The following is a 26,200-nucleotide window of genomic DNA, read 5'->3' on the forward strand; positions in this document are numbered from 1 at the left end:
AGGTGTGTCAGTCAACGGGTCAACGAGCATGCCCGGCCCTGATAGTCAGCCATAAGCTTGTGCTTGCGCGGCGGGTCGTTATGCTAGGCCGCAAACCGGATAAGGAGCGAATTGTGAAAGCGTGGATCATGTTGTTGCTGGCCCTGTCTCTGCCTGTGGCAGCGCTGGCCGAAGAAGCCAAAGAAGGCGAGGCGCCGAAGGTCAACTACATCACCCTGAGCCCGCCGTTCGTGGGTAACTACGGGCTGGACGGCACGCCTAAGCTGAAGGTCTACAAGGCCGACGTGGCGCTGCGTGTAACGGGCGAAGAGGCGACCAAGCTGGTCAAGGCCAACGAGCCGCTGATCCGCAATCAACTGGTGGCGCTGTTCACTCAGCAGACAACCGAGGCGATGGGCAGCATCGAAGGCAAGGAAAAGCTGCGTCAGGAAGCCCTGAAGCAGACCCAGCAAGTGATGAATGACGAGACCGGCAAACCGGTGGTTGAAGATCTGTTGTTCAACAACCTGATCATTCAGTAACCACGCTGGCCGCTGTTCAGGACGCCAGGCTCTTGCGAAAGCGCGCCAGGGCGATAACGAAGAACAGCAGACCGATGGCCGTCAGCGCCAGCAAGTCCGGCCAGACCACGCTCAGCCCGGCGTCGCGAAACAGAATCGCGGCGCTGAGGCTGACAAAATGCGTGGACGGCGAGCCCTGCATGACCCACTGCAGCCACTGCGGCATGCTGTCCAATGGCGTGCTGCCGCCCGACAGCAGCAACATCGGGATGATCACCGGAATCGCCAGCAGACCGAACTGCGGCGTCGAGCGCGCCAGCGTCGCCAGAAAGATGCCCAGCGCGGTACTGGCAAACAGATAAACCGCAGTCACCAGCAAAAACAGGCTCATCGAGCCGGCCAACGGCACATTCAACAGGCCTTTGACCACCACCTCCAGCGACAGCCAGGTGCACAACACCACCACCAGCAGGTTGCTCCAGATTTTCGCCAGCATGATTTCCAGCGCCGTCAGTGGCAGCACCAGCAAATGGTCGAGCGTGCCGTGTTCGCGTTCGCGCAGCAGCGCCGTGCCGGTGAGGATGATCGCCAGAATAGTGATGTTGTTGACGATCTGAATCACCGCCAGAAACCAGCCGCCCTCCAGATTGGTGTTGAACAGGGCGCGAGTAGTCAGTTGCACGGGTGCCTTGGCCGCTGCACCGCCCTGACCGGCATAGTCGAGCAATTCGCGCTGGAAGATCCGGCCGATGTAGCCGGCGCCCATGAACGCCTGGCTCATGGCTGTGGCATCGACGTTGACCTGAATCGCCGGTTGCCGCGTGGCGAGCAAGTCGGTTTGAAAGCCCGCCGGAATATTGATCACGAAGGTGTACTCACCGCTGTCCATGACCTGATCCAGTTGCGCATAAGGCAGCAGCACCGGCGTCTGGAATTCCGGCGGCTGCAGGGCCTGGGCCAATTGGCGTGAGAGGGCGCTGTGGTCTTCGTCGACGATGGCCACGCTGGCGTTGTGCACGCCGATCACCGAACCGGCGGCGGGCATGTAAATCGCCACGGTGAAGGCGTAGAACAGGAACAGCAGCAACACGCTGTCATGGCGCAGGCTGGTCAGTTCCTTGAGTCCCAGGCGCAGGATGTGCGCGAACTTGTGCATCAGGCCTCCTGCTTTTTCAGCATGATCAGGCTCAGCCCGGTGAACCCGACAAAGAACCCGAACAGCGCCAGGCACTGTGGCCACAGCTGACGCAAGTCCAGCGCCTTGGTGAACGTACCCACCGCGATGTCGAGGAAGTGCCCCGCCGGAAACAGCATGCCCATCACTGCTGCCGCACCTTCCAGCGACGAGCGCGGCACGATCAGCCCGGAGAACTGGATGGTCGGCAGGCTGGTGATGATCATGGTGCCGAGGATCGCGGCGATTTGTGTGCGGGTGAACGCCGAGATCAGCAGGCCCATGCTGGTGGTCGCCAGCACGTACAGCAGGCCGCCGAATGCCAGCGTCAGCAGGCTGCCCTTGAACGGCACGCCGAACAGCCAGCGATTCATCGCCACCAGCAGCGCCAGGTTGACCAGACTGACCAGCAGGTACGGCGCCTGTTTGCCCAGCAGAAATTCGAGGCGGGTCAGGGGCGTGGCGTAGAAATTGGTGATCGACCCCAACTCCTTTTCGCGGACGATGCCCAGCGCCGTGAGCATCGCCGGAATGAAGGCGAGGATCAGCGCCATGACCCCGGGGCCAATAGCGTTGACGCTGACCACGTCCTGGTTGTAGCGAAAGCGGGTTTCCAGGCTGGCGGCCGCCGGGTGGGCCAGCGCGGGGCTGCTCTGCTCGGCCAGCTGTTGCAGATTGGCCAAGTGCACTGCTTCAACATAATTGCGGCTGGTTTCGGCGCGAAACGGCATGCCGCCATCCAGCCACGCCGCCACGGCGGGTTGGCGCCCGGCGTACAGATCGCGGCCGAATCCGGGGGGAATCTCAAGCGCCAGTTTGATTTCCGAGCGTTGCAGGCGCCGGTGCAGTTCCTGCGGGTCATGAATGGCCGGCTGTTCGTCGAAGTACCGGGAGCCGCGAAACGCCTCCAGATAAGCCCGGCTCTGCGGCGTCTGATCCTGGTCGTACACGGCGAACGCGAGGTTTTCCACGTCCAGCGAGATGCCGTAACCGAAAATCACCATCATGAAAATCGCCCCGGCCAAGGCGAACGCCATGCGCACCTTGTCGCGCAACAGCTCCTTGCCTTCGCGACTGGCCACGGCCAACAGGCGACCGAGGCTGAAACCATGGCGGGGCACTGGTGTTGTCGCTGCGCTCGGCGGTGCCATTTGCGGCTCGGCCACAGGCGCTGGTGGCTGAGCGCCCTGAGCCTGTTCCAGGCAGGTGACGAAGGCCGCTTCCAGCGTCTCGCCGGCAAACTGGCGTTGCAGCGCCGCCGGGGTGTCGCAGGCGAGAACTTTGCCCGCGTGCATCAGCGAGATGCGGTCGCAGCGCTGCGCTTCGTTCATGAAGTGCGTGGAGAGGAAGATCGTCACGCCCTGTTCGCGGGACAACTCGATCAACAGTCGCCAGAAATCATCACGGGCTGCCGGATCGACGCCGGAAGTCGGCTCGTCGAGAATCAGCACCTCCGGGCGGTGCAGCACCGCCACCGCCAGTGACAGACGCTGGCGCAGCCCCAATGGCAATGCTCCGGATAGCTGGTCGGCGACCGCGAGCAGATTGAAGCGCTGAATCAATGCCTCGATGCGTTGTGCGCTCTCGGTTTTGGGCAGGTCGAACAGCCGCGCGTGCAGTTCGAGGTTCTGCCGCACACTGAGTTCGCCATACAGCGAAAAACTCTGCGACATGAAGCCGACCCGCTTGCGCGTGGCCAGATCCTTGGCGTTCACCGGGTTGCCGAGCAGCGTCGCACTGCCTTCACTGGCCGGCATCAACCCGGTCAGGACTTTCATGGTGGTGGTCTTGCCGCAGCCGTTGGAGCCAAGAAAGCCGAAAATTTCGCCACGGCCAATGGCAAAACTGACGTGATCCACAGCGGTGAAATCGCCGAAGCGCAGCGTCAGGTCGTGGGCTTCGATGGCGATGTCGCTGCTGTTGCCGGTGCGCGGTGGAATCACCAGCGGCTGAGCGTCATGCTGGCTGTCACCCTGAAAATGGGTGAAGGCGTCATCGAGTTTGCCGCTGGGGGTGACGTTCGCCAGCTCGCGGCTCAGGCCGGTGGCGATCAACTTGCCGGCATCGAGCATCAGGCAATGCTCGAACTGCTCGGCTTCTTCCATATAGGCCGTGGCGACCAGCAGCGTCAGTTGCGGGCGCTGGCGTCGCACATCGTCGACCAACTCCCAGAAGCGCCGGCGCGAGAGTGGGTCGACGCCGGTGGTCGGCTCATCGAGGATCAGCAGATCCGGTTCATGGATCAGCGCGCAACACAGCCCGAGTTTCTGCTTCATGCCGCCGGACAACTTGCCGGCGGGGCGCTCGGCGAACTTCAGCAGATCCGTGGCGAGCAACAGGCTGTGCATGCGCTGCTCGCTTTCAGCCCTGGACAGGCCGAACAGCGTCGAGAAGAACTGGATGTTCTCGCGGATCGACAGCTCCGGGTACAAGTTGCCGCCCAGCCCCTGCGGCATGAAGGCGATGCGCGCATAGAGTGTGTCGCGATGCCGGCGATCCTCGATCGCGCCACCGAGCACGTCCAGTTGCCCTTGCTGCAAGGTCTTCACGCCGGCAATCAACCCCAGCAGGCTGGATTTGCCGGCGCCATCGGGGCCGATCAGCCCGCAGCGCGTACCGGCGGGCAGGCTGAAGGCGATGTCGCTCAGCGCTTGCTGTTTGCCGTAGCGGTGGGCGACACCGGTTGCTTGCACCGCAAGGCCGCTCATTGCAGATTGGCCGGCCATTCGACGGGCGCGATCCGCACGTAGCCGGCCCCGGGCATGCCGGGTTTGGCCTGCGGCACGGCGCTGGGCTGAACCAGGCGCAGCTTGACGCGGAACACCAGTTTTTGCCGCTCGTCGCGGGTCTCGACCTCTTTGGGAGTGAACTGCGATTTGGCTGCGACGAAGCTGATTTTTGCCGGCAGCGGGTTATCGGGCAAGGCATCGAGCAGCACGCGAGCCTCATCGCCCACCGCCAGGCGCCCGGCCACCGCGGCTGACAGATAGAGGTTCATGTACTGGTCGTTGGGATCGATCAGCAGCAAGACCCGGCCACCGGCTCCCAGCACTTCGCCGGGCTCGGCCATGCGCAGCTGGATCACGCCATCAATCGGCGCGCGCAGACTGCTGTCGTCAATTTCACTGGTCAACTGTGCGACTTGAGCCTGTGCCGCGCCAATTGCCGCACTGACAGCAGACACTTGGGCCCGGGCGGCGACAACGGCAGCGTTGCCAGTGCCGATGCGTGACTGCAGCTGATCGATGATCTGCGCGCTGACATAACCGTGCTTGAACAGTGATTGCGAACGCCCGAGCTCTTGCTGGGCCAGCAGCAGTTCACTCTGGCGCAACTGCACGTTGGCCTGAGCGGCGTTGAGATTCTCCCGGGCGCGCAACACTTCGGCTTCGGCCTGATTACGCTGGGCTTCAAGGGTGCGGGTGTCCATGCGTGCCAGCAATTGCCCTTTGCTGACCTTGTCGCCTTCGTCGACCAGTACTTCGGCGAGGCGCCCAGGAGTCTTGCTGGCGATCTGCACTTCGGTGGCTTCCAGCCGCCCGTTGCCCATCGACAGTCCTTCGACCAGGCGGCTGCTGATGGACATCCAGTAACCGAGTCCGCCAGCGATGGCGAGTAATACCAAGAGCGAACCGGCGTATAGAAGTGAAGAACGGCTGTGCGTCGACATGGGGGCATCCTGCGGCTGTGGCTTGCAGTCTGACTGTTCAAGCGTTCCATTCGCTTGATGTCAGTCAAATGAGCGCCAAGCCTAGCCCCTTTTGCCGGTAAAAACCGTGACTGGCGAGTTCTCAGCGCAAACCGAGTACGGCGGCCCACTGTTCGGCCGTCACCGGCATCACCGACAGGCGACTGCCTTTTTGCACCAGCGGCATTTCGGCCAGCGCAGTCTGCTGTTTCAGGTAATCGAGCTTCAGCACCCGGGCAAACGTCTCGACGTGTGCCACATCAATCGCACTCCAGGCGTTTTTCTCGGGTGTGGCCTTCGGGTCGAAGTAATGGCTCTCGGGTTCCAGTGCGGTGGGATCCGGGTACGCCGCCTCGATTATGTTGCCGATTCCGGCGATACCCGGCTCCGGGCAACTGGAGTGGTAGAAAAAGAACTCATCGCCCACCGCCATCGCCCGCAGGAAGTTGCGCGCCTGATAGTTGCGAACCCCGTCCCAGCGCGCTTTGCCGAGTTTCTCCAGATCTTTGATCGAGAGTTCGTCGGGCTCGGATTTCATCAGCCAATAGGCCATGTCTTTTGCTCCTCAAGCGGTCATTGGGCAGGTTGTCGGGCAATTTTATGACAAACCGACGGTCGGTTGACGTCAGCATTTGCGCCCGGGTTCACGTTGTCGCAAAATGCCGGCCTTTAAAGCTTGACGCTGCTGCACGGCCTACGAACGGAAACCGCTGCTGTCATCGTGATGATGTGCCTTGAGGGGGGCAATCGATGAAACGCAAACCGGATTTGCTATGGACTTTGGTTATTTTGTTCGGCCTTGGCGTCGTAACCACCGGTTATGCGCAAAGTCTGTGGACGAGCAAGACCGATGCTCCGGTTGAAGTCGCGCAACAGGTCCAACAGTCGACCGCCTTCAAACGCTGAAACTGCCTTCCCGACGCCGCTGATCTGCGCGGCGTCTATCCTGCGAAATACCACGCCTTATCGGTGACCGTGCCTTGCAACGGTACATCCCAGCTGGCCTGCGCCAGGCGTTCGACCTTCTGACATTCATGGGCCAGGCCCAGCAACGTCGGCTTGCGCCAGTTCTTGCGCCGGGCCAGGTACGCCAGACTGCGGTCGTAGAATCCGCCGCCCATCCCCAGACGTCCGCCAACATCGTCAAACCCCACCAGTGGCAACAGCACCAGATCCAGGGTCCAGATCTTGCGCTGAAGAGCCAGATTGGCCCGAGGCTCAAGAATACGGAAGCGATTGGGCTTGAGCTTGTCGCCGGGGTGAATTCGCTGGAACACCATTTTGGTTCGCGGCCAGGCGCTGAGCACCGGCAGGTAGGTGGCTTTGCCGCGCCGCTGGGCTTCGCGCAGCAGCAGGCGTGGGTCGATTTCACCGTCGGTGGGCAGATACAGAGAGATGTGTTTCGCCCGGCGAAAGTGCGGGTCTTGCGCCAGTTGGCGGAACAGGCCTTTGGCGGCCTGCCGTTGTTCGGCGGGAGTCAGTGAACGACGCGCCTTGCGCAGCAGGCGGCGGAGTTGCGGGCGGGGCAGCAGCGCAGGTTCGGTCATGGTTCGGCTTCGGCAGGTGAGGGCGAAAACGCACGCATAAAAAATCCGATGCCGGCAAAAACCGGCATCGGATTCGAATCAGGCTCCCCGGATGAACCGCTGTCAACTTAGCCCTTGAACCCGAAAGTTCAAGGTGGAGGATGCAGTAGACTTTAAGGCTTTCCGTCTGGCGGACATGCACACCAGCCCAACGTGCAACCTCCAGGGTAGTGCAAATCGGCTCAGGGACATCGTCAACTGGCAAGCACCCCAGGGAGTGCCGCGAGTATACCTCAAGCGGCCTGGCGAATCAGCCCTTGCTGATGTCCGGATCGTCGGCCAGCACCAGATCGACACGATCGAGCAAGTCGCGCACCTGTTCACGGGTCGAGCCGCTGGCCTGGATGTCCGGGCGCTCTTCTTTGTGCAAGAGGTCGTGGGTGATGTTCAGCGCAGCCATCACCGCAATACGGTCGGCACCGATGACTTTGCCGCTGCTGCGGATCTCGCGCATCTTGCCGTCCAGGTAGCGGGCGGCGCTGACCAGATTGCTGCGTTCTTCCTGGGGGCAGATGATCGAATATTCTTTGTCGAGGATCTGCACGGTAACGCTATTGCTTGAACTCATGAGTCTTGCTCCAGGGCCTTGAGGCGCGAAATCATCGATTCGACCTTACGCCGGGCGATTTCGTTTTTTTCAATGAGGTGAGCGCGTTCCTCGCGCCAGGTCTTTTCCTGAGCTAGTAAGAGTGCGTTTTGACTCTTTAGTTGCTCGACTCGGCTAATCAGCTTTTCGAGTCTGGCCATCAGCGCTTGCAGGTCGGTGTCTTCCATTGTGTCCACTGAATTCATCTGATGGGCGGCAGGCGCCTGGCTGGCGGACAGCCTTTAATAGTCTTGGCGAGTCTGTCGATGTAGGATACAAGGCCTTCATTCTAGACATAGCGCCGTCTGGCGCCTAGCTGCCCATGACCATTGCGAATTCCCCGTACCAAGCCTTTGCCACCCTGCTGACGTCCAGCGGCCACAACGTCTCGCCTGCCGAACTGCACGGCCTGCTGCTCGGCCGCAGCTGCGCCGGTGCCGGCTTCAACGCCGACGAGTGGCTGATCGATGCCGCCGAACTTCTGGAAAACGAGCCACAGGACAACGTCCGCAACGCCCTGATTGGCCTGCAAGAGATGGTCAAGGGTGAGTTGACCGGTGACGACGTCACCGTCGTTCTGCTGCTGCCGACTGATGACGCGCCGCTGGCCGACCGCGCCGCCGCACTGGGCCAATGGTGTCAGGGCTTCCTCAGCGGTTTCGGCTTGAACTGCCGCGACAGCAGCATGCTCAGCACCGAAGCCACCGAAGTGCTGCAGGATCTGGCGGCGATCTCCCAGGTGCAAGACGCCCTGGAAGAATCCGAAGACGGCGAAAGCGACTACATGGAAGTCATGGAATACCTGCGCGTCGCGCCGCTGCTGCTGTTCTCGGAAACCAAGAAAGCCGACGTGCCGCCAGCCGCCAAGCCGTCGCTGCATTAATCGCGTGCCAGGGAAAGCCATCTGCCCATGACCCATATCCCCAAAGCGGAATACAGCCGTCGCCGCAAGGCCCTGATGGCGCAGATGGAACCCAACAGCATCGCGATCCTGCCCGCCGCCGCAGTGGCGATCCGCAACCGCGACGTCGAGCACGTCTACCGTCAGGACAGCGACTTTCAGTACCTCAGCGGTTTCCCCGAGCCACAGGCGGTCATCGTCCTGATGCCCGGCCGCGAGCACGGCGAGTACGTACTGTTCTGCCGTGAGCGCAACGCCGAACGTGAGTTATGGGACGGCCTGCGCGCCGGCCAAGAAGGCGCGATCCGTGATTACGGCGCCGACGACGCGTTCCCGATTACCGACATCGACGACATCCTGCCGGGCCTGATCGAAGGCCGCGACCGGGTGTATTCGGCGATGGGCAGCAACCCGGAGTTCGACCGCCATCTGATGGACTGGATCAACGTGATCCGCTCCAAGGCGCACCTCGGCGCCCAGCCACCGAACGAATTCGTTGCCCTGGATCATCTGCTGCACGACATGCGCCTGTATAAATCGGCGGCAGAAGTGAAGGTGATGCGCGCAGCCGCACGGATTTCCGCTCAGGCGCATATCCGCGCGATGCAGGCCAGCCGGCCGGGACTGTACGAATACAGCCTCGAAGCCGAACTCGATTACGAATTCCGCAAGGGCGGGGCGAAGATGCCGGCCTACGGTTCCATCGTCGCCGCCGGGCGCAACAGTTGCATCCTGCATTACCAGCAGAATGACGCGCTGCTCAAGGACGGTGATCTGGTGTTGATCGACGCCGGTTGCGAGATCGACTGCTACGCTAGCGACATCACCCGCACCTGGCCGGTCAACGGCAAGTTTTCCGCCGAGCAGAAAGCGATCTACGAACTGGTGCTGGCTTCGCAGGAAGCCGCGTTCGCCGAAATCGCCCCGAACAAAAACTGGAATCAGGCGCACGAAGCCACGGTACGGGTGATTACCGCAGGCCTGGTCAAGCTCGGAATCCTGCAAGGCGAGGTCGATGAGTTGATCGCGACCGAAGCCTATAAAGCGTTTTACATGCACCGTGCCGGCCACTGGCTGGGCATGGATGTACATGACGTTGGCGAGTACAAGGTCGGCGGCGAATGGCGGGTGCTTGAGGTCGGCATGGCGCTGACCGTGGAACCGGGCATCTACATCGCCCCGGACAACCAGAACGTAGCAAAGAAATGGCGCGGCATTGGCGTGCGCATCGAGGATGACGTGGTAGTGACCAAGACCGGTTGTGAAATCCTGACCAGCGGCGTACCGAAAACCGTCGCCGAGATCGAAGCGCTGATGGCGCAAGCACGGAAACACGCGGCATGAGTCGAGTCAATCTGGCAATCATCGGTGGCGGCTTGGTCGGCGCCAGTCTGGCGTTGGCCTTGCAGGCCGGGGCCAAGGCCCGCGGCTGGAAAATCGTCCTGATCGAACCGTTCGCCCCCGGCGACAGCTGGCAGCCGAGCTACGACGCACGTTCGTCGGCGCTGTCCTTCGGTTCCCGGCAGATCTATCAACGGCTGGGCGTGTGGCAGGAGATTTCCCGCCGCGCCGAGCCGATCAAACAGATTCACGTGTCCGACCGTGGTCGCTTCTCCACCGCCCGTCTGTCGGCGATGGAAGAGGGCGTGCCGGCGCTCGGCTACGTGGTGGAAAACGCCTGGCTCGGCCAGTGCCTGTGGCAGCACCTGGATAAAGACGTGATCAGCTGGCGCTGCCCGGCGGAAGTCACGCGCATGGAGCCGCTGCCCGACGGCTATCGCCTGACCCTCAATGATGAAACCACCGTCGAGTGCGATCTGGCGGTGCTCGCCGATGGTGGTCGCTCCGGTCTGCGCGAACAACTGGGCATCAACGTGCGCAAGCGTCCGTACAACCAGAGCGCGCTGATCGCCAACATCACCCCGAGCGAAGCGCACAACGGCATGGCCTTTGAGCGTTTCACCGACGAAGGGCCGATGGCGCTGCTGCCACTGCCGGACAACCGTTGCGCGCTGGTCTGGACCCGCCTGGGCATGGACGCGCAGCGTCTGGCAGACTTGAGTGAGCGCGATTTCCTCAGTGAATTGCAGGGTGTGTTCGGCTACCGCCTCGGCACCTTGAAACAGGTCGGTGCGCGGCATCTGTATCCGTTATCGCTGGTCGAGGCCGAAGAGCAGGTGCGCTCGCATCTGGCCGTGCTGGGCAATGCCGCGCACAGCCTGCACCCGATTGCCGGACAAGGTTTCAACCTGTCCCTGCGGGATGCTGATGCACTGGCTGCCGCACTGCTCGCCAGCGACAAACCGCTGGGCGACTTCGCCACCTTGCAGGCCTATCGCGAGCGGCAGCGTCTGGATCAGGAGCTCACCGTGGGCTTCTCCGATCAGGTCACCCGACTGTTCGGCAGCACCCAGCCGCTGATCTCGCTGGGCCGCAACATCGGCCTGCTCGGTCTCGATCTGTTGCCACCGGCCAAGCGCTGGTTTGCTCGTCAGGCCATGGGGCTGGGGACGCGGCCGGATGCTTGAGCGGCGGGTCGGCACTTTCACTTTCAGCAGCGCGCCGCCAACTGGCGCGCTCGCTAAAACCCTTTACGGGCGGCGCATGCCGCCAGCGAGACAGGCTTAAAGCATGGAAATGCGCGCAGATCTGCTGATTGTCGGAGCCGGAATGGTCGGCAGCGCCCTCGCGTTGGCGTTGCAGGACAGCGGCCTGGAAGTGTTCCTGCTCGACGGCAGCCCGCTGAGCGTCAAACCGTTCGACGCCGCCGCGCCGTTCGAGCCGCGAGTGAGCGCCTTGTCGGCGGCCAGCCAGCGGATACTCGAACGCCTTGGCGTCTGGGACGGCATCGCCAAGCGCCGCAGCAGCCCCTACACCGACATGCATGTGTGGGACGGCAGCGGCACCGGGCAGATTCACTTCTCGGCGAGCAGTGTGCATGCCGAAGTGCTCGGCCATATCGTCGAAAACCGCGTGGTGCAGGATGCCTTGCTCGATCGTTTGCACGATTGCGATCTGGGCATGCTGGCCAACGCACGGCTGGAACAGATGCGCCGCTCCGGTGACGACTGGCTGCTGACCCTGGCCGATGGTCGGCAGTTGCGTGCGCCGCTGGTGATTGCGGCGGACGGTGCGAATTCGGCGGTGCGCCGGCTGACCGGCGTCGCTACTCGCGAGTGGGATTACCTGCACCATGCCATCGTTACCAGCGTGCGCAGCAGCAAGCCGCACCGGATGACCGCGTGGCAGCGTTTCACCGATCACGGGCCGCTGGCGTTTCTGCCGCTGGAGCGTGACGGGCAGCAGGACTGGTGCTCGATCGTCTGGTCGACCACGCCAAGTGAAGCCGAACGCCTGATGGCGCTGGATGAAACCGCGTTCTGCCGTGAGCTGGAGCGGGCATTCGAAGGTTGCCTGGGCGAGGTGATCAGCGCTGATCCACGGCTGTGTGTGCCGTTGCGTCAACGCCACGCCAAACGCTACGTGGCCGAAGGCCTGGCACTGATCGGCGATGCGGCGCACACCATTCACCCGTTGGCCGGGCAGGGGGTGAACCTGGGTTTCCTTGATGCGGCGGTGCTGGCTGAAGTGTTGTTGCAGGCGGCGGAACGCGGCGAACGGCTGGCGGACGTGAAAGTGCTGAGTCGTTACGAGCGTCGGCGCATGCCGCACAACCTGGCATTGATGGCGGCGATGGAGGGCTTCGAGCGTCTGTTCCAGGCTGACCCGTTGCCGGTGCGCTGGTTGCGCAACGCCGGATTGAAACTGGTGGAGCAGATGCCGGAGGCCAAGGCGTTGTTTGTGCGTGAGGCGCTGGGGTTGACCGGGGATCTGCCGGTACTGGCCAAACCCTGAGATCTGTTTGAGGCTGATGGCCCCTTCGAGAGCAAGCCCGCTCCCACATTGGAATGCATTTCAAGGGTGGGAGCGGGCTTGCTCGCGAAGGGGCCAGAACCGATGCCATGAATTTCAGCTTGTGCAACATCTGGTAACTCCTTGCCCAAGTGTTCGATTGAGCTGGTAAATGTGAGTCCTTATCATTTGGCCCACATTTTCCGACCGAGAGATCACTCCCATGTTGGCACCCAAGCGTCTCCTGACCGCACTGGCCCTGACCCTGATCGGCAGCACTGCCGCCCAGGCCGCCGACGAGGTGGTGGTCTACTCCTCGCGTATCGATGAGTTGATCAAACCGGTGTTCGACGCCTACACCGCGAAAACCGGGGTGAAGATCGAGTTCATCACGGACAAGGAAGCGCCGCTGATGCAGCGGATAAAGGCCGAAGGTGCAAACGCCACCGCCGACCTGCTGCTCACCGTCGATGCCGGCAACCTCTGGCAGGCCGAGCAGATGGGCATCCTCCAGCCATTCACCTCGAAAACCATCGATACCAATATTCCCGCGCAATACCGTTCGTCCACCCATGCCTGGACTGGCCTGAGCCTGCGCGCGCGGACCATCGCTTACTCCACCGAGCGCGTTAAGCCGGGCGAGTTGACCACCTACGAAGCGCTGGCCGACAAGAACTGGGAAGGACGCCTGTGCCTGCGCACGGCGAAGAAGGTCTACAACCAGTCGCTGACCGCGACCATGATCGAAGTGCACGGCGCCGAGAAGACCGAGAAAATCCTCAAGGGCTGGGTCAACAACCTGTCCACCGATGTGTTCTCCGACGACGTAGCGGTGCTGGAGGCGATCAACGCCGGGCAGTGCGATGTCGGCATCGTCAACACCTACTACTACGGTCGCCTGCACAAGCAGAAGCCCGACCTGCCGGTGAAACTGTTCTGGCCGAATCAGGCCGATCGCGGCGTACACGTGAACCTGTCGGGCATCGGCCTGACCAAACACGCACCGCATCCGGAAGCAGCCAAGGCGCTGGTCGAGTGGATGACCACGCCTGAGGCGCAGAAGATCTTCGCCGACGTCAACCAGGAATTCCCGGCCAACCCGGCGGTGAAGCCTTCGGAAGAAGTGGCGGCGTGGGGCCAGTTCGTCGCTGACACCTTGCCGGTGGAAGTGGCGGGCAAGCGTCAGGCGGAAGCGATCCGGATGATGGATCGGGCGGGTTGGAACTAAAACCTGGTTATATCCTGTGGCGAGGGGATTTATCCCCGATCGGATGCGCAGCATTCGTAAAGGCTACGCCCGCGGTGTATCAGTACGCCTTGATTGACGACATTGGGGGTGCTTCGCACCCCATCGGGGATAAATCCCCTCGCCACAATTGGGGCTGGCGTTACGCTTGCGCCGACCCACGATTTATTAGAGAACCCCCTTGGCTCACCCCGCCCAACGCCGCTGGTACCCCATCGTCCTCGCCATTGCCGCGCTGGTGCTGTTGCCCCTGAGTGTCCTGCTGCTGTCGTGGCAGACCATCGATCAGCAGATCTGGTCGCACCTGTGGGAAACCCAGATGCCGCGCCTGCTCGGCAACACCCTGACGCTGGTGCTCGGCGTCGGCGTCGGCGTGACGCTGCTCGGTGTAAGCCTCGCCTGGCTCACCAGCCTCTGCGAATTCCCCGGACGGCGCTGGCTCGACTGGGCGCTGATGTTGCCATTCGCCATTCCGGCCTATGTGCTGGCGTTCGTTTTTGTCGGTCTGCTGGACTATGCCGGCCCGGTGCAAACCCTGCTGCGTGAGTGGTTCGGCAGCGGCCTGCGCCTGCCGCGCGTGCGCTCTACCGGCGGGGTGATTGTGGTACTGGTGCTGGTGTTTTATCCCTACGTCTACCTGCTGGCGCGCACCGCGTTTCTCGCGCAGGGCAAAGGCTTGATGGAGGCGGCGCGGGTACTCGGGCAATCGCCATGGCAGGCGTTCTGGCGGGTGGCGTTGCCGATGGCGCGTCCGGCGATTGGCGCCGGTGTGGCGCTGGCGCTGATGGAGACGTTGGCGGATTTCGGTGCTGTTTCGGTGTTCAATTTCGACACCTTCACCACCGCCATCTACAAGACCTGGTACGGCTTCTTCAGCCTGCCGAGCGCCGCGCAACTGGCGAGCCTGTTGCTGCTGGTGGTGATGCTGGTGCTCTATGGCGAGCGGCGCGCACGTGGCGCCAACCGGGCGAGCAACGAGCGCCCCAGGGTCAAGGCGTTGTATCAGCTGCGCGGGCTAAAGGCGTTCGCGGCGACCGGCTGGTGCACGTTGGTGTTTGCCTGCGCGTTCGTGATTCCGTTGCTGCAACTGCTCGTATGGTTCTGGCAGCGCGGGCGCTTCGATCTCGATGAGCGTTATGCCGGGCTGATCCTGCACACCCTGTATCTGGGCGGCATGGCGGCGTTGATCACCGTCAGCGTCGCGCTGCTGCTGGCGTTTGCCCGACGTCTGGCGCCGACCCGGGCGATCCGTTCCGGGGTCAGTCTGGCCAATCTTGGTTATGCGCTGCCGGGTTCGGTGCTGGCGGTGTCGATCATGCTGGCGTTCAGTTATCTCGACCGCGAACTGGTGATTCCGCTGTCGGGCTGGCTCGGCGGCGCCGGCAAACCATTGCTGCTGGGCAGTCTGGCGGCGTTGCTGATGGCCTATCTGGTGCGCTTTATCGCGGTGGCCTACGGGCCGCTGGAAAACAGTCTGGCGCGTATACGGCCGTCTTTGCCCGAAGCGGCACGTAGTCTGGGTGTCAGTGGGCCGCGACTGTTTTTCAAAGTGTATCTGCCGCTGTTGCTGCCCGGCACACTGAGCGCGGCGTTGCTGGTGTTCGTCGATGTGCTCAAGGAAATGCCCGCGACCCTGCTGATGCGCCCGTTTGGCTGGGACACGCTGGCGGTGCGGATCTTCGAAATGACCAGTGAAGGGGAATGGGCGCGGGCATCGCTGCCGGCGCTGACCCTGGTGTTGGTCGGCCTGTTACCGGTCATCGGCCTGATCCGCCGCTCGGCGCACCGAAACACTTAGTCGTCAGTCCTGAATCATGCGGCTACAATGCGCGGCATTCGGTGCGGTTCGTCTGACAGACCCGTTCGCTGAAATCGGCTGAAAGCCTTCTATTTCGAGGCTTTCACCCCGTACAGCGGCTGTCCGCACCTTCGCCACGCCCGGAAGGAGAAACCCATGGGACAGCGTACGCCTCTGTATGACCTGCATCTCGCCCTCGGCGCGAAGATGGTCGATTTTGGCGGTTGGGACATGCCACTGCATTACGGCTCGCAGGTCGAGGAACACCACGAGGTGCGCCGCGATTGCGGGGTGTTCGATGTTTCCCATATGACCGTTATCGACATTAACGGCCCCCAGGCCAAGGCCTGGCTGCAGCATTTGCTGGCCAATGACGTCGAACGCCTGCATCGCCCCGGCCGCGCGCTCTACAGCACGATGCTCAACGAACGTGGCGGCATCGTCGACGACATGATCGTCTATCGCCTCGAAGGCCGTTATCGTCTGGTGTTCAACGCCTCCACTCGTGACCAGGATCTGGCGTGGATGCAGGCGCAGGTCGCCGGTTACGACGTGCATCTGCACGAGCGTCAGGATCTGGCGATGCTCGCCATTCAAGGCCCGCAGGCCCGGCAGAAGATTGCCGAACTGGTGACCCAGTCACGCGCCGCACTGATCCAGCACCTCAAACCGTTCGAAGCCGAAGTCGATGGCGACTGGTTCATCGCCCGCACCGGTTATACCGGTGAAGACGGCCTGGAAATCGCCTTGCCGGCCGAGCAGGCGCCGGGATTTTTCAACGATCTGGTCGGTGCCGGCATTTCGCCAATCGGCCTCGGCGCCCGCGACACGTTGCGGGTCGAAGCCGGGATGAACCTCTATGGCCAGGACATTCATCAGGATGTCTCGCCGCTGGCGTCCAATATGGCCTGGAGCATCGCCTGGGAACCGGCCTCGCGGCAGTTCATCGGTCGCTCGGCCCTGGAAGCGGAAAAAGCCACCGGCGTTGCGCACAAACTGGTGGGTCTGGTGCTTGAGGAGCGCGGTGTTTTGCGCGCCCATCAAGTGGTTCGTATCGCCGATGTTGGCGAAGGAGAGATCACCAGTGGTAGTTTCTCTCCTACGCTAAGCAAATCGATTGCCCTGGCGCGTGTACCGATGGCTACCGCCGACCGCGCCGAAGTGGAAATCCGTGGCAAGTGGTATCCGGTACGAGTGGTCAAACCGACCTTCGTGCGCCATGGTAAAACCTTGATCTGACCTTTTCCGGCGGGCCTGACCGCTGACAATTTTCTTGAGGACACCGAGCATGAGCAATATCCCCGCTGAACTGCGTTTTGCCGAAAGTCATGAATGGGCACGCCTGGAAGCCGACGGCACCGTTACCGTGGGCATCAGCGATCACGCGCAGGAAGCGCTGGGCGATGTGGTGTTCGTTGAACTGGCCGAAGTCGGCAAGGTGTTTGCTGCCGGTGAGGCTGCCGGTGTTGTCGAGTCGGTGAAGGCCGCGTCCGACATCTACTCCCCGATCGGCGGTGAAGTGATCGCGGTCAACGAAACGCTGGCTGACTCGCCGGAAGAGCTGAACAACGATCCGTACGCCGCATGGATCTTCAAGCTCAAGCCAAGCGACAAGGCCGAGCTGGACAAGCTGCTGGACGCTGCTGCCTACAAGGCTGCCATCGGCGAATAAGCAGACTGTAATACTGCAAAAGCCCCGATCTCTCGGGGCTTTTTTGTAGGCGTCGATCAGGCGTCGCGCAATACCGCTTTCACTGCCGCCACCGAACGCTCGACGTCGTCCTTGGTCATGGTGGTGAACATCGGCAATGACACGATCAAGCGTCCAACGCGCTCGGCAACTGGCAACATGCCTTCCTTGAAACCGCGCTCGCGGTACAGACTCAGCAAGTGAATCGGTGGGTAGTGATAGCCAATGCCGATGCCTTTGGCCTGCATCTGTTCCATGAACGTGGCGCGGGCCGGCAAGCCGTCCTTGCGCTCCGGCAGGACCAGTTGGAACAGGTGCCAGTTGCTCTGGGTAAAGTCCGCCGGTGGCAGTTGGGCGCCATAAGTCGCTTCAAAGTCATCGCCAAAACATTTGAAGTAGTGCCGGGCCAGTTCCTGACGATGGGCGGTCAGCGCCTCGATATGGGCGAATTGACCCAGACCGATGGTGGCGGCGATGTCGGTCATGTTGAACTTGCCACCGAGCACATCGACGTCCAGACCATCAAAGCCGTTGCGGGTCACGCCCTGCAGGCGGTACTTCTCCGCCAGCCGCGCCTCTTCCGGGGTGTTCAGCACCAGGCAGCCGCCCTCGGAGCAGGTGACGTTCTTGTTCGCCTGAAAACTGAACGACACGAAATCGCCGGTGGCGCCGATGCGCTGGCCGTTCCAGCTCGAACCCAGGGCCTGAGCGGCGTCTTCGACGATACGCAGATTGTGTTTGCGCGCGATGGCATATAGCCGATCCATGTCCACCGGCAGGCCGGCGAGGTACACCGGAATCAGCGCTTTGGTGCGCGGGGTGATGGCCGCTTCCAACTGGTCCAGATCGATGTTGCGGGTCACCGGATCGATGTCGGCAAACACTGGTGTGGCGCCGACTTCGAGGATCACGTTGGCGGTGGCGACCCAGGAAATCGGCGTGGTGATCACTTCGTCACCCGGCCCGATGCCGGCGATGCGCAAGGCGATTTCCATGGTGCAGGTGCCGGAGTTGAAGGTGCGCACCGGGCGTCCGCCGAAGTATTCCGACAACTGTGCTTCAAAGGCTTGGACCTTCGGCCCGCTGGTGATCCAGCCGGAACGCAGCACATCGCCGACGGCGGCAATCGTGGCTTCATCAATGACAGGTTTGGAAAACGGCAGGAACGGCAGTTGGTTCATGAGGATTGGATCATCCGAAGGTTGGACGCCTGATGCAGGCGCTACAGCATGCCCCGGAACCCCCTCTGCCGCCAAGCCGTGCGCGTCGGGATCGGCTGCTATGCTGGTTTGACCGTGTTGCATTGACGCCGAGCGCCAGCCAAGAGAGAGCCCGTCATGTCCCAGTTGCCATCCTTGAGCCAGTTATGCGACCCCGAAGCCTTTCTGCGCCGCCATTTGGGCCCCGACGCCGCCGAACAACAGGCGATGCTCGACAGCCTCGGTCTGGGCAGCCGGGTCGAACTGATCGAGCAGACGGTGCCGCCGGGCATTCGCCTGAATCGGGCGCTGGACTTGCCGCCGGCCCTTGATGAGCAGACGGCGCTGGCCAAGCTGCGCAGTTACGCCGAGCAGAATCAGGTCTGGACCAGCCTGATCGGCATGGGCTACCACGGCACGCTCACGCCGACGGTCATCCTGCGCAATGTGCTGGAAAATCCCGGTTGGTACACCGCCTACACCCCGTATCAACCGGAGATCGCCCAAGGCCGTCTCGAAGCGCTGCTGAATTTCCAGCAACTGACCATCGACCTCACCGGGCTTGAACTGGCCAACGCCTCGTTGCTCGACGAAGCCACCGCCGCTGCAGAAGCCATGGCGCTGGCCAAGCGTGTGGCGAAGTCGAAGAGCAATCTGTTTTTCGTCGATGAGAACTGTCATCCGCAAACCATCTCCGTGGTGCAGACCCGCGCCGAAGGTTTCGGCTTCGAGCTGATCATCGACGCTGTGGATAACCTCAACCAGCATCAGGTGTTCGGCGCGTTGCTGCAGTATCCCGACACCCACGGCGAGATTCGTGACCTGCGCCCGGTAATCGATAAACTGCACGCGCAGCAGGCGTTGGCCTGTGTCGCCACCGATCTGCTGAGCCTGTTGCTGCTGACGCCGCCGGGTGAACTGGGTGCGGATGTGGTGTTCGGTTCGTCCCAGCGCTTTGGCGTACCGATGGGCTACGGTGGCCCGCATGCGGCGTTTTTTGCCAGCCGCGAGGAGTACAAACGGGCGATTCCGGGGCGGATCATCGGCGTGTCGAAAGACGCTCGTGGCAACGTCGCGTTGCGCATGGCCCTGCAAACCCGTGAGCAACATATTCGCCGCGAGAAGGCCAACTCGAACATCTGCACCGCGCAGGTGCTGCTGGCCAACATCGCCAGTTGCTACGCGGTGTATCACGGGCCGCAAGGCTTGAAACGCATCGCCCAGCGCGTGCACCGCTTGACCTGCATCCTGGCGGCGGGCCTTGAGCGCCATGGCATCCAAAGGATCAACGCACAGTTTTTCGACACCCTCACGCTGGAGGTGGGTGGTGCGCAGACCGCGATCATTGACAGTGCCAGGGCCGCGCAGATCAACCTGCGGATTCTCGGCCGTGGCCGAGTGGGGTTGAGCCTCGACGAGACGTGCGATGAAAACACGGTGGCGAAGCTGTTCGATGTGCTGCTCGGTGCCGATCATGGTTTGAACGTCGACGACATTGACGCAGAAGCACTGGTTTCCGGCATTCCCGACCACCTGCAGCGCAACACGCCGTACCTGCGCCACCCGGTGTTCAACGCGCATCACAGCGAAACCGAGATGCTGCGCTACCTCAAGCAACTGGAGAACAAGGATCTGGCGCTTAACCAGTCGATGATCCCGCTGGGCTCCTGCACCATGAAACTCAACGCCACCAGCGAGATGATCCCGATCACCTGGCCGCAGTTCGCCAATCTGCACCCGTTCGCGCCACGGGAACAGGCGGTCGGTTACACCTTGATGATTGAAGAACTGGAGCGTTGGTTGTGCGCGATCACCGGGTTCGATGCGATCTGCATGCAGCCCAATTCCGGCGCTCAGGGCGAGTACGCCGGGCTGCTGGCGATTCGCAAATATCACGAGAGCCGGCAGCAGGGCGCACGGGACATTTGCCTGATTCCATCCTCGGCCCATGGCACCAACCCGGCCTCGGCGCAGATGGCCGGGATGCGCGTGGTGATCGTCGAGTGCGACGAGGCCGGCAACGTCGATCTGGACGACCTGAAAACCAAGGCTGCCGAGGCGGGGGACAAGTTGTCGTGCCTGATGGCGACCTATCCATCGACTCACGGCGTGTACGAGGAGGGCATCAGCGAAATCTGCGAAGTTATCCACAAGCATGGTGGTCAGGTGTACATGGATGGCGCGAACCTCAATGCGCAGGTCGGGCTGGCGCGGCCGGCGGACATTGGCGCCGACGTGTCGCACATGAACCTGCACAAGACTTTCTGCATTCCCCACGGCGGTGGCGGGCCGGGCATGGGGCCGATCGGTATTCGCGCGCATCTGGCGCCGTTCGTTGCCAATCACCCGGTGGTGCCGATTGACGGCCCGCTGCCACAGAACGGCGCGGTCAGCGCGGCGCCGTGGGGCAGCGCGAGCATTTTGCCGATCAGCTGGATGTACATCGCGATGATGGGGCCGCAACTGGCGGATGCCAGCGAAGTGGCGATCCTCGCCGCGAACTATCTGGCGCAGCATTTATCCGGTGCATTCCCGGTGCTCTACACCGGGCGCAACGGGCGGGTGGCCCATGAGTGCATTCTCGATCTGCGGCCGTTGAAGGCGCAGACCGGGATCAGCGAAGAAGACGTCGCCAAGCGTCTGATGGACTATGGCTTCCACGCGCCAACCATGTCATTCCCGGTGCCAGGGACGTTGATGGTCGAGCCGACCGAGAGCGAGTCCAAGGCCGAACTCGATCGTTTCATCGGCGCCATGCTGAGCATTCGCGCAGAAATCACCGAAGTGCAGAACGGCAACTGGCCGGCGGAAGACAACCCGCTCAAGCGTGCTCCACATACCTTGGCCGACGTCACCGGAGTCTGGGAGCGGCCTTACAGCATCGAACAGGGCATCACCCCGGATGCGCACACCAAGGCGCATAAGTATTGGCCGGCGGTGAATCGGGTGGATAACGTTTATGGGGATCGCAATCTGTTTTGTGCCTGCGTCCCGGTAGACGATTACCGCTGATCTTCAGGCAACCCGCAGAGCCATTGTGGGAGCGGGCTTGCTCGCGAAGGCGTCGTGTCAGAGAAATACATGTGTCTGACCCACCGCCTTCGCGAGCAAGCCCGCTCCCACAGGGGGGCGGCGTGGTGAATTCGACATTACGGGCAAAAAAATGCCGCTCGATCGAGCGGCATTTTTGTGGCGCCCTGCTTACTCGGAAGCCACTGCGTTCTTCGCCAGAATCGCATTCGCCAGTTCCATGTCCGTGGCCTGCAGGCCCGGATTGTCGGCGCGGACTTTCTGCATCGCCGCTTCCAGGTACGGCCCACGGATGCCGCCATCGCTGGCAACGAAGCTGCCGGCATCGTCCTGTGCGGCAACGATCAGCTTGTGATCCTTGAAGGTCAGGTAGGTCGAACCGGTGGTGGCGCCGGACGAAATGACGTTACGCCAAAAGCTGTCGGCCATCGCTGAACCAACGGGAAGGGACAGCAAGGCAACGGTGGCGACAGCAAGTTTGAGACGCATGATTGAGTGACTCCTGGGGGTTAACTACGGCGTTGGATAACGATTCGCCAATCCGGTTCCGTAGTGGCCTATTTCTGCTCGCTCTGCGGTGTCACCCGCAGCACTTCTTCGAGGGTGGTCAGCCCCGCCGCGACCTTCTGCGCACCCGACAGGCGCAGGCTGCGCATGCCTTCCTTGAAGGCTTGCCGGCGGATGGCGGTGAGGTCGGTGTCCGGGGTGATGAGCGCTTTGAGGCTATCGCTCAACTGCATGATTTCGTAGACCCCGGCGCGTCCGCGATAACCGGTGTCGCGACACTCCAGGCAACCGATAGCGCGTTGCGCATTGCCCGGCAGCTGCGCCTGCCAGGGCCGGGTCAGGGTTTGCCAGTCTTCCTCTTCCAGCGTCAGCGGCACCTTGCAGTGCGGGCACAGGGTGCGCACCAGACGCTGGGCCATGACCCCGAGCACCGTGGCTTTAATCAGATAGTGCGGCACGCCGAGTTCCAATAGCCGACTGATCGCGCTGGGGGCATTGTTGGTGTGCAGGGTCGACAGCACCAGATGGCCGGTGAGTGCCGCCTGAATCGCCATTTCCGCGGTTTCCAGGTCGCGAATCTCGCCGATCATGATGATGTCCGGGTCTTGCCGCATCAGCGCGCGTACCCCGGCGGCGAAACTCAGGTCGATGTTGTGCTGGACCTGCATCTGGTTGAACGCCGGCTCGACCATTTCGATCGGGTCTTCGATGGTGCAGAGGTTGATCTCCGGCGTCGCCAGTTTCTTCAGCGTGGTGTAGAGCGTGGTGGTCTTGCCCGAACCGGTCGGCCCGGTGACCAGGATGATGCCGTTGGGCTGGCGGGTCATGTCCTGCCAGCGGCGCAGGTCATCGGCGGAAAAGCCCAACTGATCGAAGTCCTTGAGCAGCACTTCCGGGTCGAAGATCCGCATGACCATTTTTTCGCCAAACGCGGTGGGCAGCGTTGAGAGCCGCAGTTCCACTTCGCCGCCGTCCGGGGTCTTGGTCTTGACCCGGCCGTCCTGGGGTTTGCGCTTCTCGGCGACGTTCATCCGCCCGAGGCTTTTCAGGCGGCTGACGATCGCCATGGTCACCTGCGGCGGGAATTGATAGACGTTGTGCAACACGCCATCGATGCGAAAGCGCACGGTACCCTGTTCGCGGCGCGGTTCGATGTGGATATCGCTGGCGCGCTGCTGGAAGGCGTACTGGAACAGCCAGTCGACGATGTTGACGATGTGCGCGTCGTTGGCGTCCGGCTCCTGATCACTGGCGCCGAGGTTGAGCAGTTGTTCGAAGTTGCCGAGGTTGCCGTTTTGCTGATCGGCGTTGTTGGCGCCGCTGACCGATTTGGCGAGGCGGAAGAACTCGACGCTGAAGCGCTGGATATCCGCCGGGTTGGCGACCACCCGTTTGATCGGCAGCTTCAGCACATGGGTCAGGTCGGCCTCCCAACCGGTGACGTAAGGCTGAGCGCTGGCGACCACCACCGCATCGCGGTCGACCGCTACCGCAAGAATCTTGTGCCGTTGGGCAAAGGCGTAGGACATCAGCGGGGTGATTGCGGCTACGTTGATCTTCAACGGGTCGATGCGCAGGTACGGCTGGCCGGCCTGCTGCGCCAGCCATAGGGTCAGGCTTTCCAGGTCCAGATGTTTGCCTGGACGGCTGAGGTCATCCAGTTGCTGGCTGGCGATGAACTCCAGCGGATGTTGCTGGCCGTGGGTCGCATGGCGGCGCCGGGCGTTGAGCGCCTGCTCCGCCGAGTCCTGGCTGATAAAGCCTTGGGCGACCAGCTCACGCAACACATCGTTGAGATCCAGCCAGCGGTCCTGAGTGGCGAGTTGAACGGACATGCGGGCTCCTTTTGAACGACTGTGCGCAAAGGATAGTCGTGGCCCCGCAGACTGTTGGGCCACTACCCGACAAAGCCGTTGCCGGATTTGTCAGCCGGACGCCTGGGCCGGCGCAGCCCACGCCGTGTCGGCGTCTTGCAGGTTCACCGAGCAGACGCTGATCAGGTTACGAAGTTTTTCCGCAATCACCTGGGCGCGATGCCAGCTCAGACCGTCAATGACGATATCGATCGACAGCAGATCGTCGAGCCGCTCGACGTGGACCTGTTGCGGCGTGAGGAATTGCAGCGCAAACAGATTCAGCACCCGCACCAACAGATCCGGCTCGGCTTCGGCGAGCAACTGATAACGCGCACAGCAGTGCGCGTTGTTGACGTTCCACACATCGGCGCGGGGCGCAGGGGTATTCACGGCTTCGAGGTGAGGCATGTCCGGTCTCCAGAGTCAGTGGAGGAATTTTTACATTCGGTGTCGGGCATTTCTTGTCTAAGATGAGCGGATTCGCGGATTGATCGACTAGAACGATTCGAAAAATGATCACTTTGAGGATTGGTTATGCACAGCGAGCTGGACAGCTACGACCGGCGGATTCTCGCCTTGCTGCAAGAGGACGCGTCACTGTCCAGCGCGCAGATCGCCGAGCAGGTGGGACTGTCGCAGTCGCCGTGCTGGCGGCGGATTCAGCGGATGAAGGAGGAGGGGATCATTCGCGGGCAGGTGACCTTGCTTGATCGCAAGAAGATCGGCCTGAACACGCAGATCTTCGCCGAGATCAAACTCAACGCCCACGGGCGTTCGAACTTCACCGAATTCACCGAGGCGATTCGCGGTTTTCCGGAAGTGCTGGAGTGTTATGTGCTGATGGGTGCGGTGGATTTTTTGTTGCGGATTGTCGCGGCGGACATCGAGGCGTATGAGCGATTCTTCTTCGAAAAGCTGTCGCTGGTGCCAGGGATTCAGGAGGTGAACTCGATTGTGGCGCTGTCGGAGATCAAGTCCACAACAAGCTTGCCTGTCTGAGGTAAGGCAGATGGCCTCTTCGCGAGCAGGCTCGCTCCCACAGGGGATTGCATTCCAATGTGGGAGCGAGCCTGCTCGCGAAAGCGGTTTTACATGCGCAGCAGCATTTTCCACGCACGATTCTGATAAACCGCAATCGCCTGCTGCTTGCGCGCATCGAGCAGTTCGTCAGTGATGGTCGGTTCGTTGGCCAGTTGCGCCAGTTTGTTCAGCTCGCCGTACAGGCGATCCATTTCCGCGATCTCCAGCACGTTACGCGCATGGTGCAGCCAGACCTGGATGCGTTCGATGCGCGGCAGTTGCTCGGCCAGATCTTCCGGCTGCTGCTGATAGCGCTGCAGTTGCAGGGACGTGGCTTCTTCGCCGAGCATGCGCGGCAGCCAGCTGTGCAGTTGCGCGGCGCCCTGACGATTGCCGCGGGTGTTGCGCTCGGCGGCCCAGGTGCGGGCCAGCAGCCAGCGCGAAACAGTCAGCGAGAACAGGCCCCAGCGTGGGTCTTCCAGTTCTTCGAGGAATTGCTCCGGCGCGGCCTTGCGTACGTCTTCGTCTTCGATACCGACCTGAACCAGTGGGCGCCAGTCTTCCAGCAATGCGTCCAGCGCCACGCGCAGGTCGTGAGTGGCCGGACGCGGTGCGGCCTGGCCGAGGCTGCTGAGCAGGGCGCGCATTTCCGCGAGGTTCTCGACCCAGTCCTGCAGCAGGCGCCAGTGGCCGTTGAAGCGATATTGTTCGGCCAGACGCTGGCTGCTGCCGAGCAAGTGCCAGGCCAGCGCGGCGAAGGCGTCGTCGAGTTGGGTTTCCGGGGTCAGTTGCGGCGCGGGCAGGCTCAGCGAGTAGCTGTTGGCGTCGTACAGACGGTAGCCGCGCTCGGCCTTGCTGATGTCGCACGGCATCAGGGCCAGGGTCTCGGCCAGTTCGGCGGCCAGCTCCAGCAGCGCGGCCGGGTCGCCTTCGCGCAGTTCCAGTTCCAGCTCGCAGATTTCTTCTTTCTGCTTGCCGACCACCACGTGACCGAGGTCCAGCGCGGCTTCGATAACCACTTTGGCCTTGCCGCGGCCCCAGGCGATTTCCGCGCGCTCGCGGACGAAATCGGTGGTGAAGATCGGCTTCAGGGTTTTCTTGTCCAGCTCGGCCAGCGACTCGGGCCAGCATTCGCCGTCGAGTTTCTTCACGTCGAGCTTGGCTTTGGGCAATTTCCAGTCGTACTCATTACGCTCGGACAGACCGGCCACGCTCTGGCCGCGGGTCTTGAGGGTCTGAATCACTTCGTCACCGTCCTTGCGCAGACGCAGGGCGACTTTGGCCTGAGCCAGATCGCGCTCGGGGGTGTCGAAGTACTGGTTCATCAACTCACGGCGTTCCCAGCCATTTTTGTTGCGTTTTTTCAGTAGCGGGTGCTCGCGCAGGGCCGCGAGGGTTTCGCGGCTGACGCGGAGTTTGATTTCGGTTTCTTTCTGCATGGCCGGAAAATCCAGGATCGGGAGCGCAGCCGGGGGAATGTGTGGCTGCCAAGGCCGTGCAGTGTACAGGACTCAAACTTCCTACGCCCTGCGGCGGTTTATTCCGAGCGCCGGATGGCTCTATGATG

The 26,200-nt window shown here is 62.2% G+C and carries 24 protein-coding genes and 1 other RNA gene; 12 read left to right on the forward strand and 13 right to left on the reverse strand.

Annotation, left to right across the window (positions count from 1 at the left end; genetic code table 11):
- Positions 1-113: 113 nt before the first annotated feature.
- A complete protein-coding gene (locus ACM6I7_RS13745; RefSeq protein ID WP_027610485.1) occupies positions 114-521 on the forward strand; it encodes a flagellar basal body-associated protein FliL in 408 nt (135 codons plus the stop codon).
- 16 nt (positions 522-537) lie between these two features.
- Here ACM6I7_RS13745 and ACM6I7_RS13750 read toward each other — a convergent pair whose 3' ends face one another.
- The 4 genes from ACM6I7_RS13750 to ACM6I7_RS13765 all read right to left on the reverse strand — a co-directional run bounded on the left by ACM6I7_RS13750 (position 538) and on the right by ACM6I7_RS13765 (position 5,915).
- Positions 538-1,656, reverse strand: coding sequence for an ABC transporter permease (locus ACM6I7_RS13750; RefSeq protein WP_097089562.1), 1,119 nt, complete (start codon positions 1,654-1,656; stop codon positions 538-540).
- Positions 1,656-4,382 carry a ribosome-associated ATPase/putative transporter RbbA gene (gene rbbA, locus ACM6I7_RS13755; RefSeq protein ID WP_414888780.1) on the reverse strand — a complete coding sequence of 909 codons (2,727 nt, stop codon included), beginning with the start codon at positions 4,380-4,382 and terminating at the stop codon, positions 1,656-1,658. The genes ACM6I7_RS13750 and rbbA overlap by 1 nt, the downstream gene beginning before the upstream one ends.
- Positions 4,379-5,344 carry an HlyD family secretion protein gene (locus tag ACM6I7_RS13760; RefSeq protein ID WP_414888733.1) on the reverse strand — a complete coding sequence of 322 codons (966 nt, stop codon included), beginning with the start codon at positions 5,342-5,344 and terminating at the stop codon, positions 4,379-4,381. The genes rbbA and ACM6I7_RS13760 overlap by 4 nt, the downstream gene beginning before the upstream one ends.
- A gap of 121 nt (positions 5,345-5,465) precedes the next feature.
- A complete protein-coding gene (locus ACM6I7_RS13765) occupies positions 5,466-5,915 on the reverse strand; it encodes an EVE domain-containing protein (protein WP_115988661.1) in 450 nt (149 codons plus the stop codon).
- 197 nt (positions 5,916-6,112) lie between these two features.
- Here ACM6I7_RS13765 and ACM6I7_RS13770 point away from each other — a divergent pair, with 197 nt between their 5' ends.
- Positions 6,113-6,268 carry a hypothetical protein gene (locus ACM6I7_RS13770; RefSeq protein WP_003229308.1) on the forward strand — a complete coding sequence of 52 codons (156 nt, stop codon included), beginning with the start codon at positions 6,113-6,115 and terminating at the stop codon, positions 6,266-6,268.
- 35 nt (positions 6,269-6,303) lie between these two features.
- Here the strand turns inward: ACM6I7_RS13770 and ACM6I7_RS13775 are convergent, their stop codons facing one another.
- The 4 genes from ACM6I7_RS13775 to ACM6I7_RS13790 form a co-directional block, all read right to left on the reverse strand.
- A complete protein-coding gene (locus tag ACM6I7_RS13775; RefSeq protein ID WP_414888734.1) occupies positions 6,304-6,909 on the reverse strand; it encodes a 5-formyltetrahydrofolate cyclo-ligase in 606 nt (201 codons plus the stop codon).
- 80 nt (positions 6,910-6,989) lie between these two features.
- Positions 6,990-7,168, reverse strand: a non-coding RNA gene (gene ssrS, locus ACM6I7_RS13780) — 6S RNA.
- 30 nt (positions 7,169-7,198) lie between these two features.
- The gene (locus tag ACM6I7_RS13785; protein WP_007967943.1) at positions 7,199-7,516 is read right to left on the reverse strand and encodes a cell division protein ZapA; all 318 of its coding nucleotides are present in this window, start codon (positions 7,514-7,516) and stop codon (positions 7,199-7,201) included.
- Positions 7,513-7,722 (reverse strand): TIGR02449 family protein, encoded by a 210-nt coding sequence (locus tag ACM6I7_RS13790; protein WP_047597101.1) that lies wholly within the window; start codon positions 7,720-7,722, stop codon positions 7,513-7,515. Before ACM6I7_RS13790 ends, ACM6I7_RS13785 begins: the two co-directional genes overlap by 4 nt.
- A gap of 134 nt (positions 7,723-7,856) precedes the next feature.
- Here ACM6I7_RS13790 and ACM6I7_RS13795 point away from each other — a divergent pair, with 134 nt between their 5' ends.
- From ACM6I7_RS13795 to gcvH, 8 genes are all read left to right on the forward strand, one after another.
- The gene (locus ACM6I7_RS13795) at positions 7,857-8,417 is read left to right on the forward strand and encodes a YecA family protein (RefSeq protein ID WP_098966178.1); all 561 of its coding nucleotides are present in this window, start codon (positions 7,857-7,859) and stop codon (positions 8,415-8,417) included.
- A gap of 27 nt (positions 8,418-8,444) precedes the next feature.
- On the forward strand, positions 8,445-9,779 hold the full coding sequence (gene pepP / locus ACM6I7_RS13800; protein ID WP_414888735.1) for a Xaa-Pro aminopeptidase: 1,335 nt from the start codon (positions 8,445-8,447) through the stop codon (positions 9,777-9,779).
- Positions 9,776-10,963 (forward strand): 2-octaprenyl-6-methoxyphenyl hydroxylase, encoded by a 1,188-nt coding sequence (gene ubiH, locus ACM6I7_RS13805; protein WP_414888736.1) that lies wholly within the window; start codon positions 9,776-9,778, stop codon positions 10,961-10,963. Before pepP ends, ubiH begins: the two co-directional genes overlap by 4 nt.
- Positions 10,964-11,072: 109 nt before the next feature.
- On the forward strand, positions 11,073-12,290 hold the full coding sequence (locus ACM6I7_RS13810) for a 2-octaprenyl-3-methyl-6-methoxy-1,4-benzoquinol hydroxylase (RefSeq protein WP_414888781.1): 1,218 nt from the start codon (positions 11,073-11,075) through the stop codon (positions 12,288-12,290).
- A 220-nt stretch (positions 12,291-12,510) separates the two neighbouring features.
- Positions 12,511-13,515 carry an extracellular solute-binding protein gene (locus ACM6I7_RS13815; RefSeq protein WP_183782961.1) on the forward strand — a complete coding sequence of 335 codons (1,005 nt, stop codon included), beginning with the start codon at positions 12,511-12,513 and terminating at the stop codon, positions 13,513-13,515.
- Between the two features lie 199 nt (positions 13,516-13,714).
- Positions 13,715-15,331: an ABC transporter permease gene (locus ACM6I7_RS13820; RefSeq protein ID WP_285373065.1), complete on the forward strand. Its 1,617-nt coding sequence runs from the start codon at positions 13,715-13,717 to the stop codon at positions 15,329-15,331.
- Between the two features lie 156 nt (positions 15,332-15,487).
- On the forward strand, positions 15,488-16,570 hold the full coding sequence (gcvT, locus tag ACM6I7_RS13825; protein ID WP_414888737.1) for a glycine cleavage system aminomethyltransferase GcvT: 1,083 nt from the start codon (positions 15,488-15,490) through the stop codon (positions 16,568-16,570).
- Positions 16,571-16,619: 49 nt separating this feature from the next.
- On the forward strand, positions 16,620-17,003 hold the full coding sequence (gene gcvH / locus ACM6I7_RS13830; protein WP_027610498.1) for a glycine cleavage system protein GcvH: 384 nt from the start codon (positions 16,620-16,622) through the stop codon (positions 17,001-17,003).
- 56 nt (positions 17,004-17,059) lie between these two features.
- Here the strand turns inward: gcvH and ACM6I7_RS13835 are convergent, their stop codons facing one another.
- A complete protein-coding gene (locus ACM6I7_RS13835; RefSeq protein ID WP_096796140.1) occupies positions 17,060-18,202 on the reverse strand; it encodes a DegT/DnrJ/EryC1/StrS family aminotransferase in 1,143 nt (380 codons plus the stop codon).
- A gap of 156 nt (positions 18,203-18,358) precedes the next feature.
- Between ACM6I7_RS13835 and gcvP the strand changes: the two genes are divergently transcribed.
- Entirely contained in the window at positions 18,359-21,232 is a 2,874-nt protein-coding gene (gcvP, locus tag ACM6I7_RS13840) for an aminomethyl-transferring glycine dehydrogenase (RefSeq protein WP_414888738.1), read from the forward strand.
- A gap of 189 nt (positions 21,233-21,421) precedes the next feature.
- Here the strand turns inward: gcvP and ACM6I7_RS13845 are convergent, their stop codons facing one another.
- The 3 genes from ACM6I7_RS13845 to ACM6I7_RS13855 form a co-directional block, all read right to left on the reverse strand.
- The gene (locus tag ACM6I7_RS13845; RefSeq protein WP_177409030.1) at positions 21,422-21,742 is read right to left on the reverse strand and encodes a DUF2388 domain-containing protein; all 321 of its coding nucleotides are present in this window, start codon (positions 21,740-21,742) and stop codon (positions 21,422-21,424) included.
- A 65-nt stretch (positions 21,743-21,807) separates the two neighbouring features.
- Positions 21,808-23,592, reverse strand: coding sequence for a GspE/PulE family protein (locus ACM6I7_RS13850; protein WP_414888739.1), 1,785 nt, complete (start codon positions 23,590-23,592; stop codon positions 21,808-21,810).
- A 90-nt stretch (positions 23,593-23,682) separates the two neighbouring features.
- A complete protein-coding gene (locus ACM6I7_RS13855) occupies positions 23,683-24,021 on the reverse strand; it encodes a hypothetical protein (protein ID WP_096796142.1) in 339 nt (112 codons plus the stop codon).
- Positions 24,022-24,147: 126 nt separating this feature from the next.
- On the opposite strand from ACM6I7_RS13855, the gene ACM6I7_RS13860 reads away from it, so the two are divergent.
- Positions 24,148-24,612: an Lrp/AsnC family transcriptional regulator gene (locus ACM6I7_RS13860; RefSeq protein ID WP_027610503.1), complete on the forward strand. Its 465-nt coding sequence runs from the start codon at positions 24,148-24,150 to the stop codon at positions 24,610-24,612.
- 89 nt (positions 24,613-24,701) lie between these two features.
- Here ACM6I7_RS13860 and ACM6I7_RS13865 read toward each other — a convergent pair whose 3' ends face one another.
- Complete coding sequence (locus ACM6I7_RS13865) at positions 24,702-26,072, reverse strand: inorganic triphosphatase (protein ID WP_150370120.1); 1,371 nt, start codon at positions 26,070-26,072, stop codon at positions 24,702-24,704.
- Between the last annotated feature and the right edge of the window lie 128 nt (positions 26,073-26,200).

The sequence above is a fragment of the Pseudomonas sp. IT-93MI4 genome (assembly GCF_949767635.1).
In the GTDB taxonomy this organism is placed as follows: domain Bacteria; phylum Pseudomonadota; class Gammaproteobacteria; order Pseudomonadales; family Pseudomonadaceae; genus Aquipseudomonas; species Aquipseudomonas putida_A.

Excerpts from the sequence above, each read along its gene's own strand:
- ACM6I7_RS13750 (WP_097089562.1), bottom strand. The coding sequence starts at position 1,656 with ATGCACAAGTTCGCGCACATCCTGCGCCTGGGACTCAAGGAACTGACC.
- rbbA (WP_414888780.1), bottom strand. The coding sequence starts at position 4,382 with ATGAGCGGCCTTGCGGTGCAAGCAACCGGTGTCGCCCACCGCTACGGC.
- ACM6I7_RS13760 (WP_414888733.1), bottom strand. The coding sequence starts at position 5,344 with ATGTCGACGCACAGCCGTTCTTCACTTCTATACGCCGGTTCGCTCTTG.
- ACM6I7_RS13765 (WP_115988661.1), bottom strand. The coding sequence starts at position 5,915 with ATGGCCTATTGGCTGATGAAATCCGAGCCCGACGAACTCTCGATCAAA.
- ACM6I7_RS13770 (WP_003229308.1), top strand. The coding sequence starts at position 6,113 with ATGAAACGCAAACCGGATTTGCTATGGACTTTGGTTATTTTGTTCGGC.
- ACM6I7_RS13775 (WP_414888734.1), bottom strand. The coding sequence starts at position 6,909 with ATGACCGAACCTGCGCTGCTGCCCCGCCCGCAACTCCGCCGCCTGCTG.
- ACM6I7_RS13785 (WP_007967943.1), bottom strand. The coding sequence starts at position 7,516 with ATGAGTTCAAGCAATAGCGTTACCGTGCAGATCCTCGACAAAGAATAT.
- ACM6I7_RS13790 (WP_047597101.1), bottom strand. The coding sequence starts at position 7,722 with ATGGAAGACACCGACCTGCAAGCGCTGATGGCCAGACTCGAAAAGCTG.
- ACM6I7_RS13795 (WP_098966178.1), top strand. The coding sequence starts at position 7,857 with ATGACCATTGCGAATTCCCCGTACCAAGCCTTTGCCACCCTGCTGACG.
- pepP (WP_414888735.1), top strand. The coding sequence starts at position 8,445 with ATGACCCATATCCCCAAAGCGGAATACAGCCGTCGCCGCAAGGCCCTG.
- ubiH (WP_414888736.1), top strand. The coding sequence starts at position 9,776 with ATGAGTCGAGTCAATCTGGCAATCATCGGTGGCGGCTTGGTCGGCGCC.
- ACM6I7_RS13810 (WP_414888781.1), top strand. The coding sequence starts at position 11,073 with ATGCGCGCAGATCTGCTGATTGTCGGAGCCGGAATGGTCGGCAGCGCC.
- ACM6I7_RS13815 (WP_183782961.1), top strand. The coding sequence starts at position 12,511 with ATGTTGGCACCCAAGCGTCTCCTGACCGCACTGGCCCTGACCCTGATC.
- gcvT (WP_414888737.1), top strand. The coding sequence starts at position 15,488 with ATGGGACAGCGTACGCCTCTGTATGACCTGCATCTCGCCCTCGGCGCG.
- gcvH (WP_027610498.1), top strand. The coding sequence starts at position 16,620 with ATGAGCAATATCCCCGCTGAACTGCGTTTTGCCGAAAGTCATGAATGG.
- ACM6I7_RS13835 (WP_096796140.1), bottom strand. The coding sequence starts at position 18,202 with ATGAACCAACTGCCGTTCCTGCCGTTTTCCAAACCTGTCATTGATGAA.
- gcvP (WP_414888738.1), top strand. The coding sequence starts at position 18,359 with ATGTCCCAGTTGCCATCCTTGAGCCAGTTATGCGACCCCGAAGCCTTT.
- ACM6I7_RS13850 (WP_414888739.1), bottom strand. The coding sequence starts at position 23,592 with ATGTCCGTTCAACTCGCCACTCAGGACCGCTGGCTGGATCTCAACGAT.
- ACM6I7_RS13855 (WP_096796142.1), bottom strand. The coding sequence starts at position 24,021 with ATGCCTCACCTCGAAGCCGTGAATACCCCTGCGCCCCGCGCCGATGTG.
- ACM6I7_RS13860 (WP_027610503.1), top strand. The coding sequence starts at position 24,148 with ATGCACAGCGAGCTGGACAGCTACGACCGGCGGATTCTCGCCTTGCTG.
- ACM6I7_RS13865 (WP_150370120.1), bottom strand. The coding sequence starts at position 26,072 with ATGCAGAAAGAAACCGAAATCAAACTCCGCGTCAGCCGCGAAACCCTC.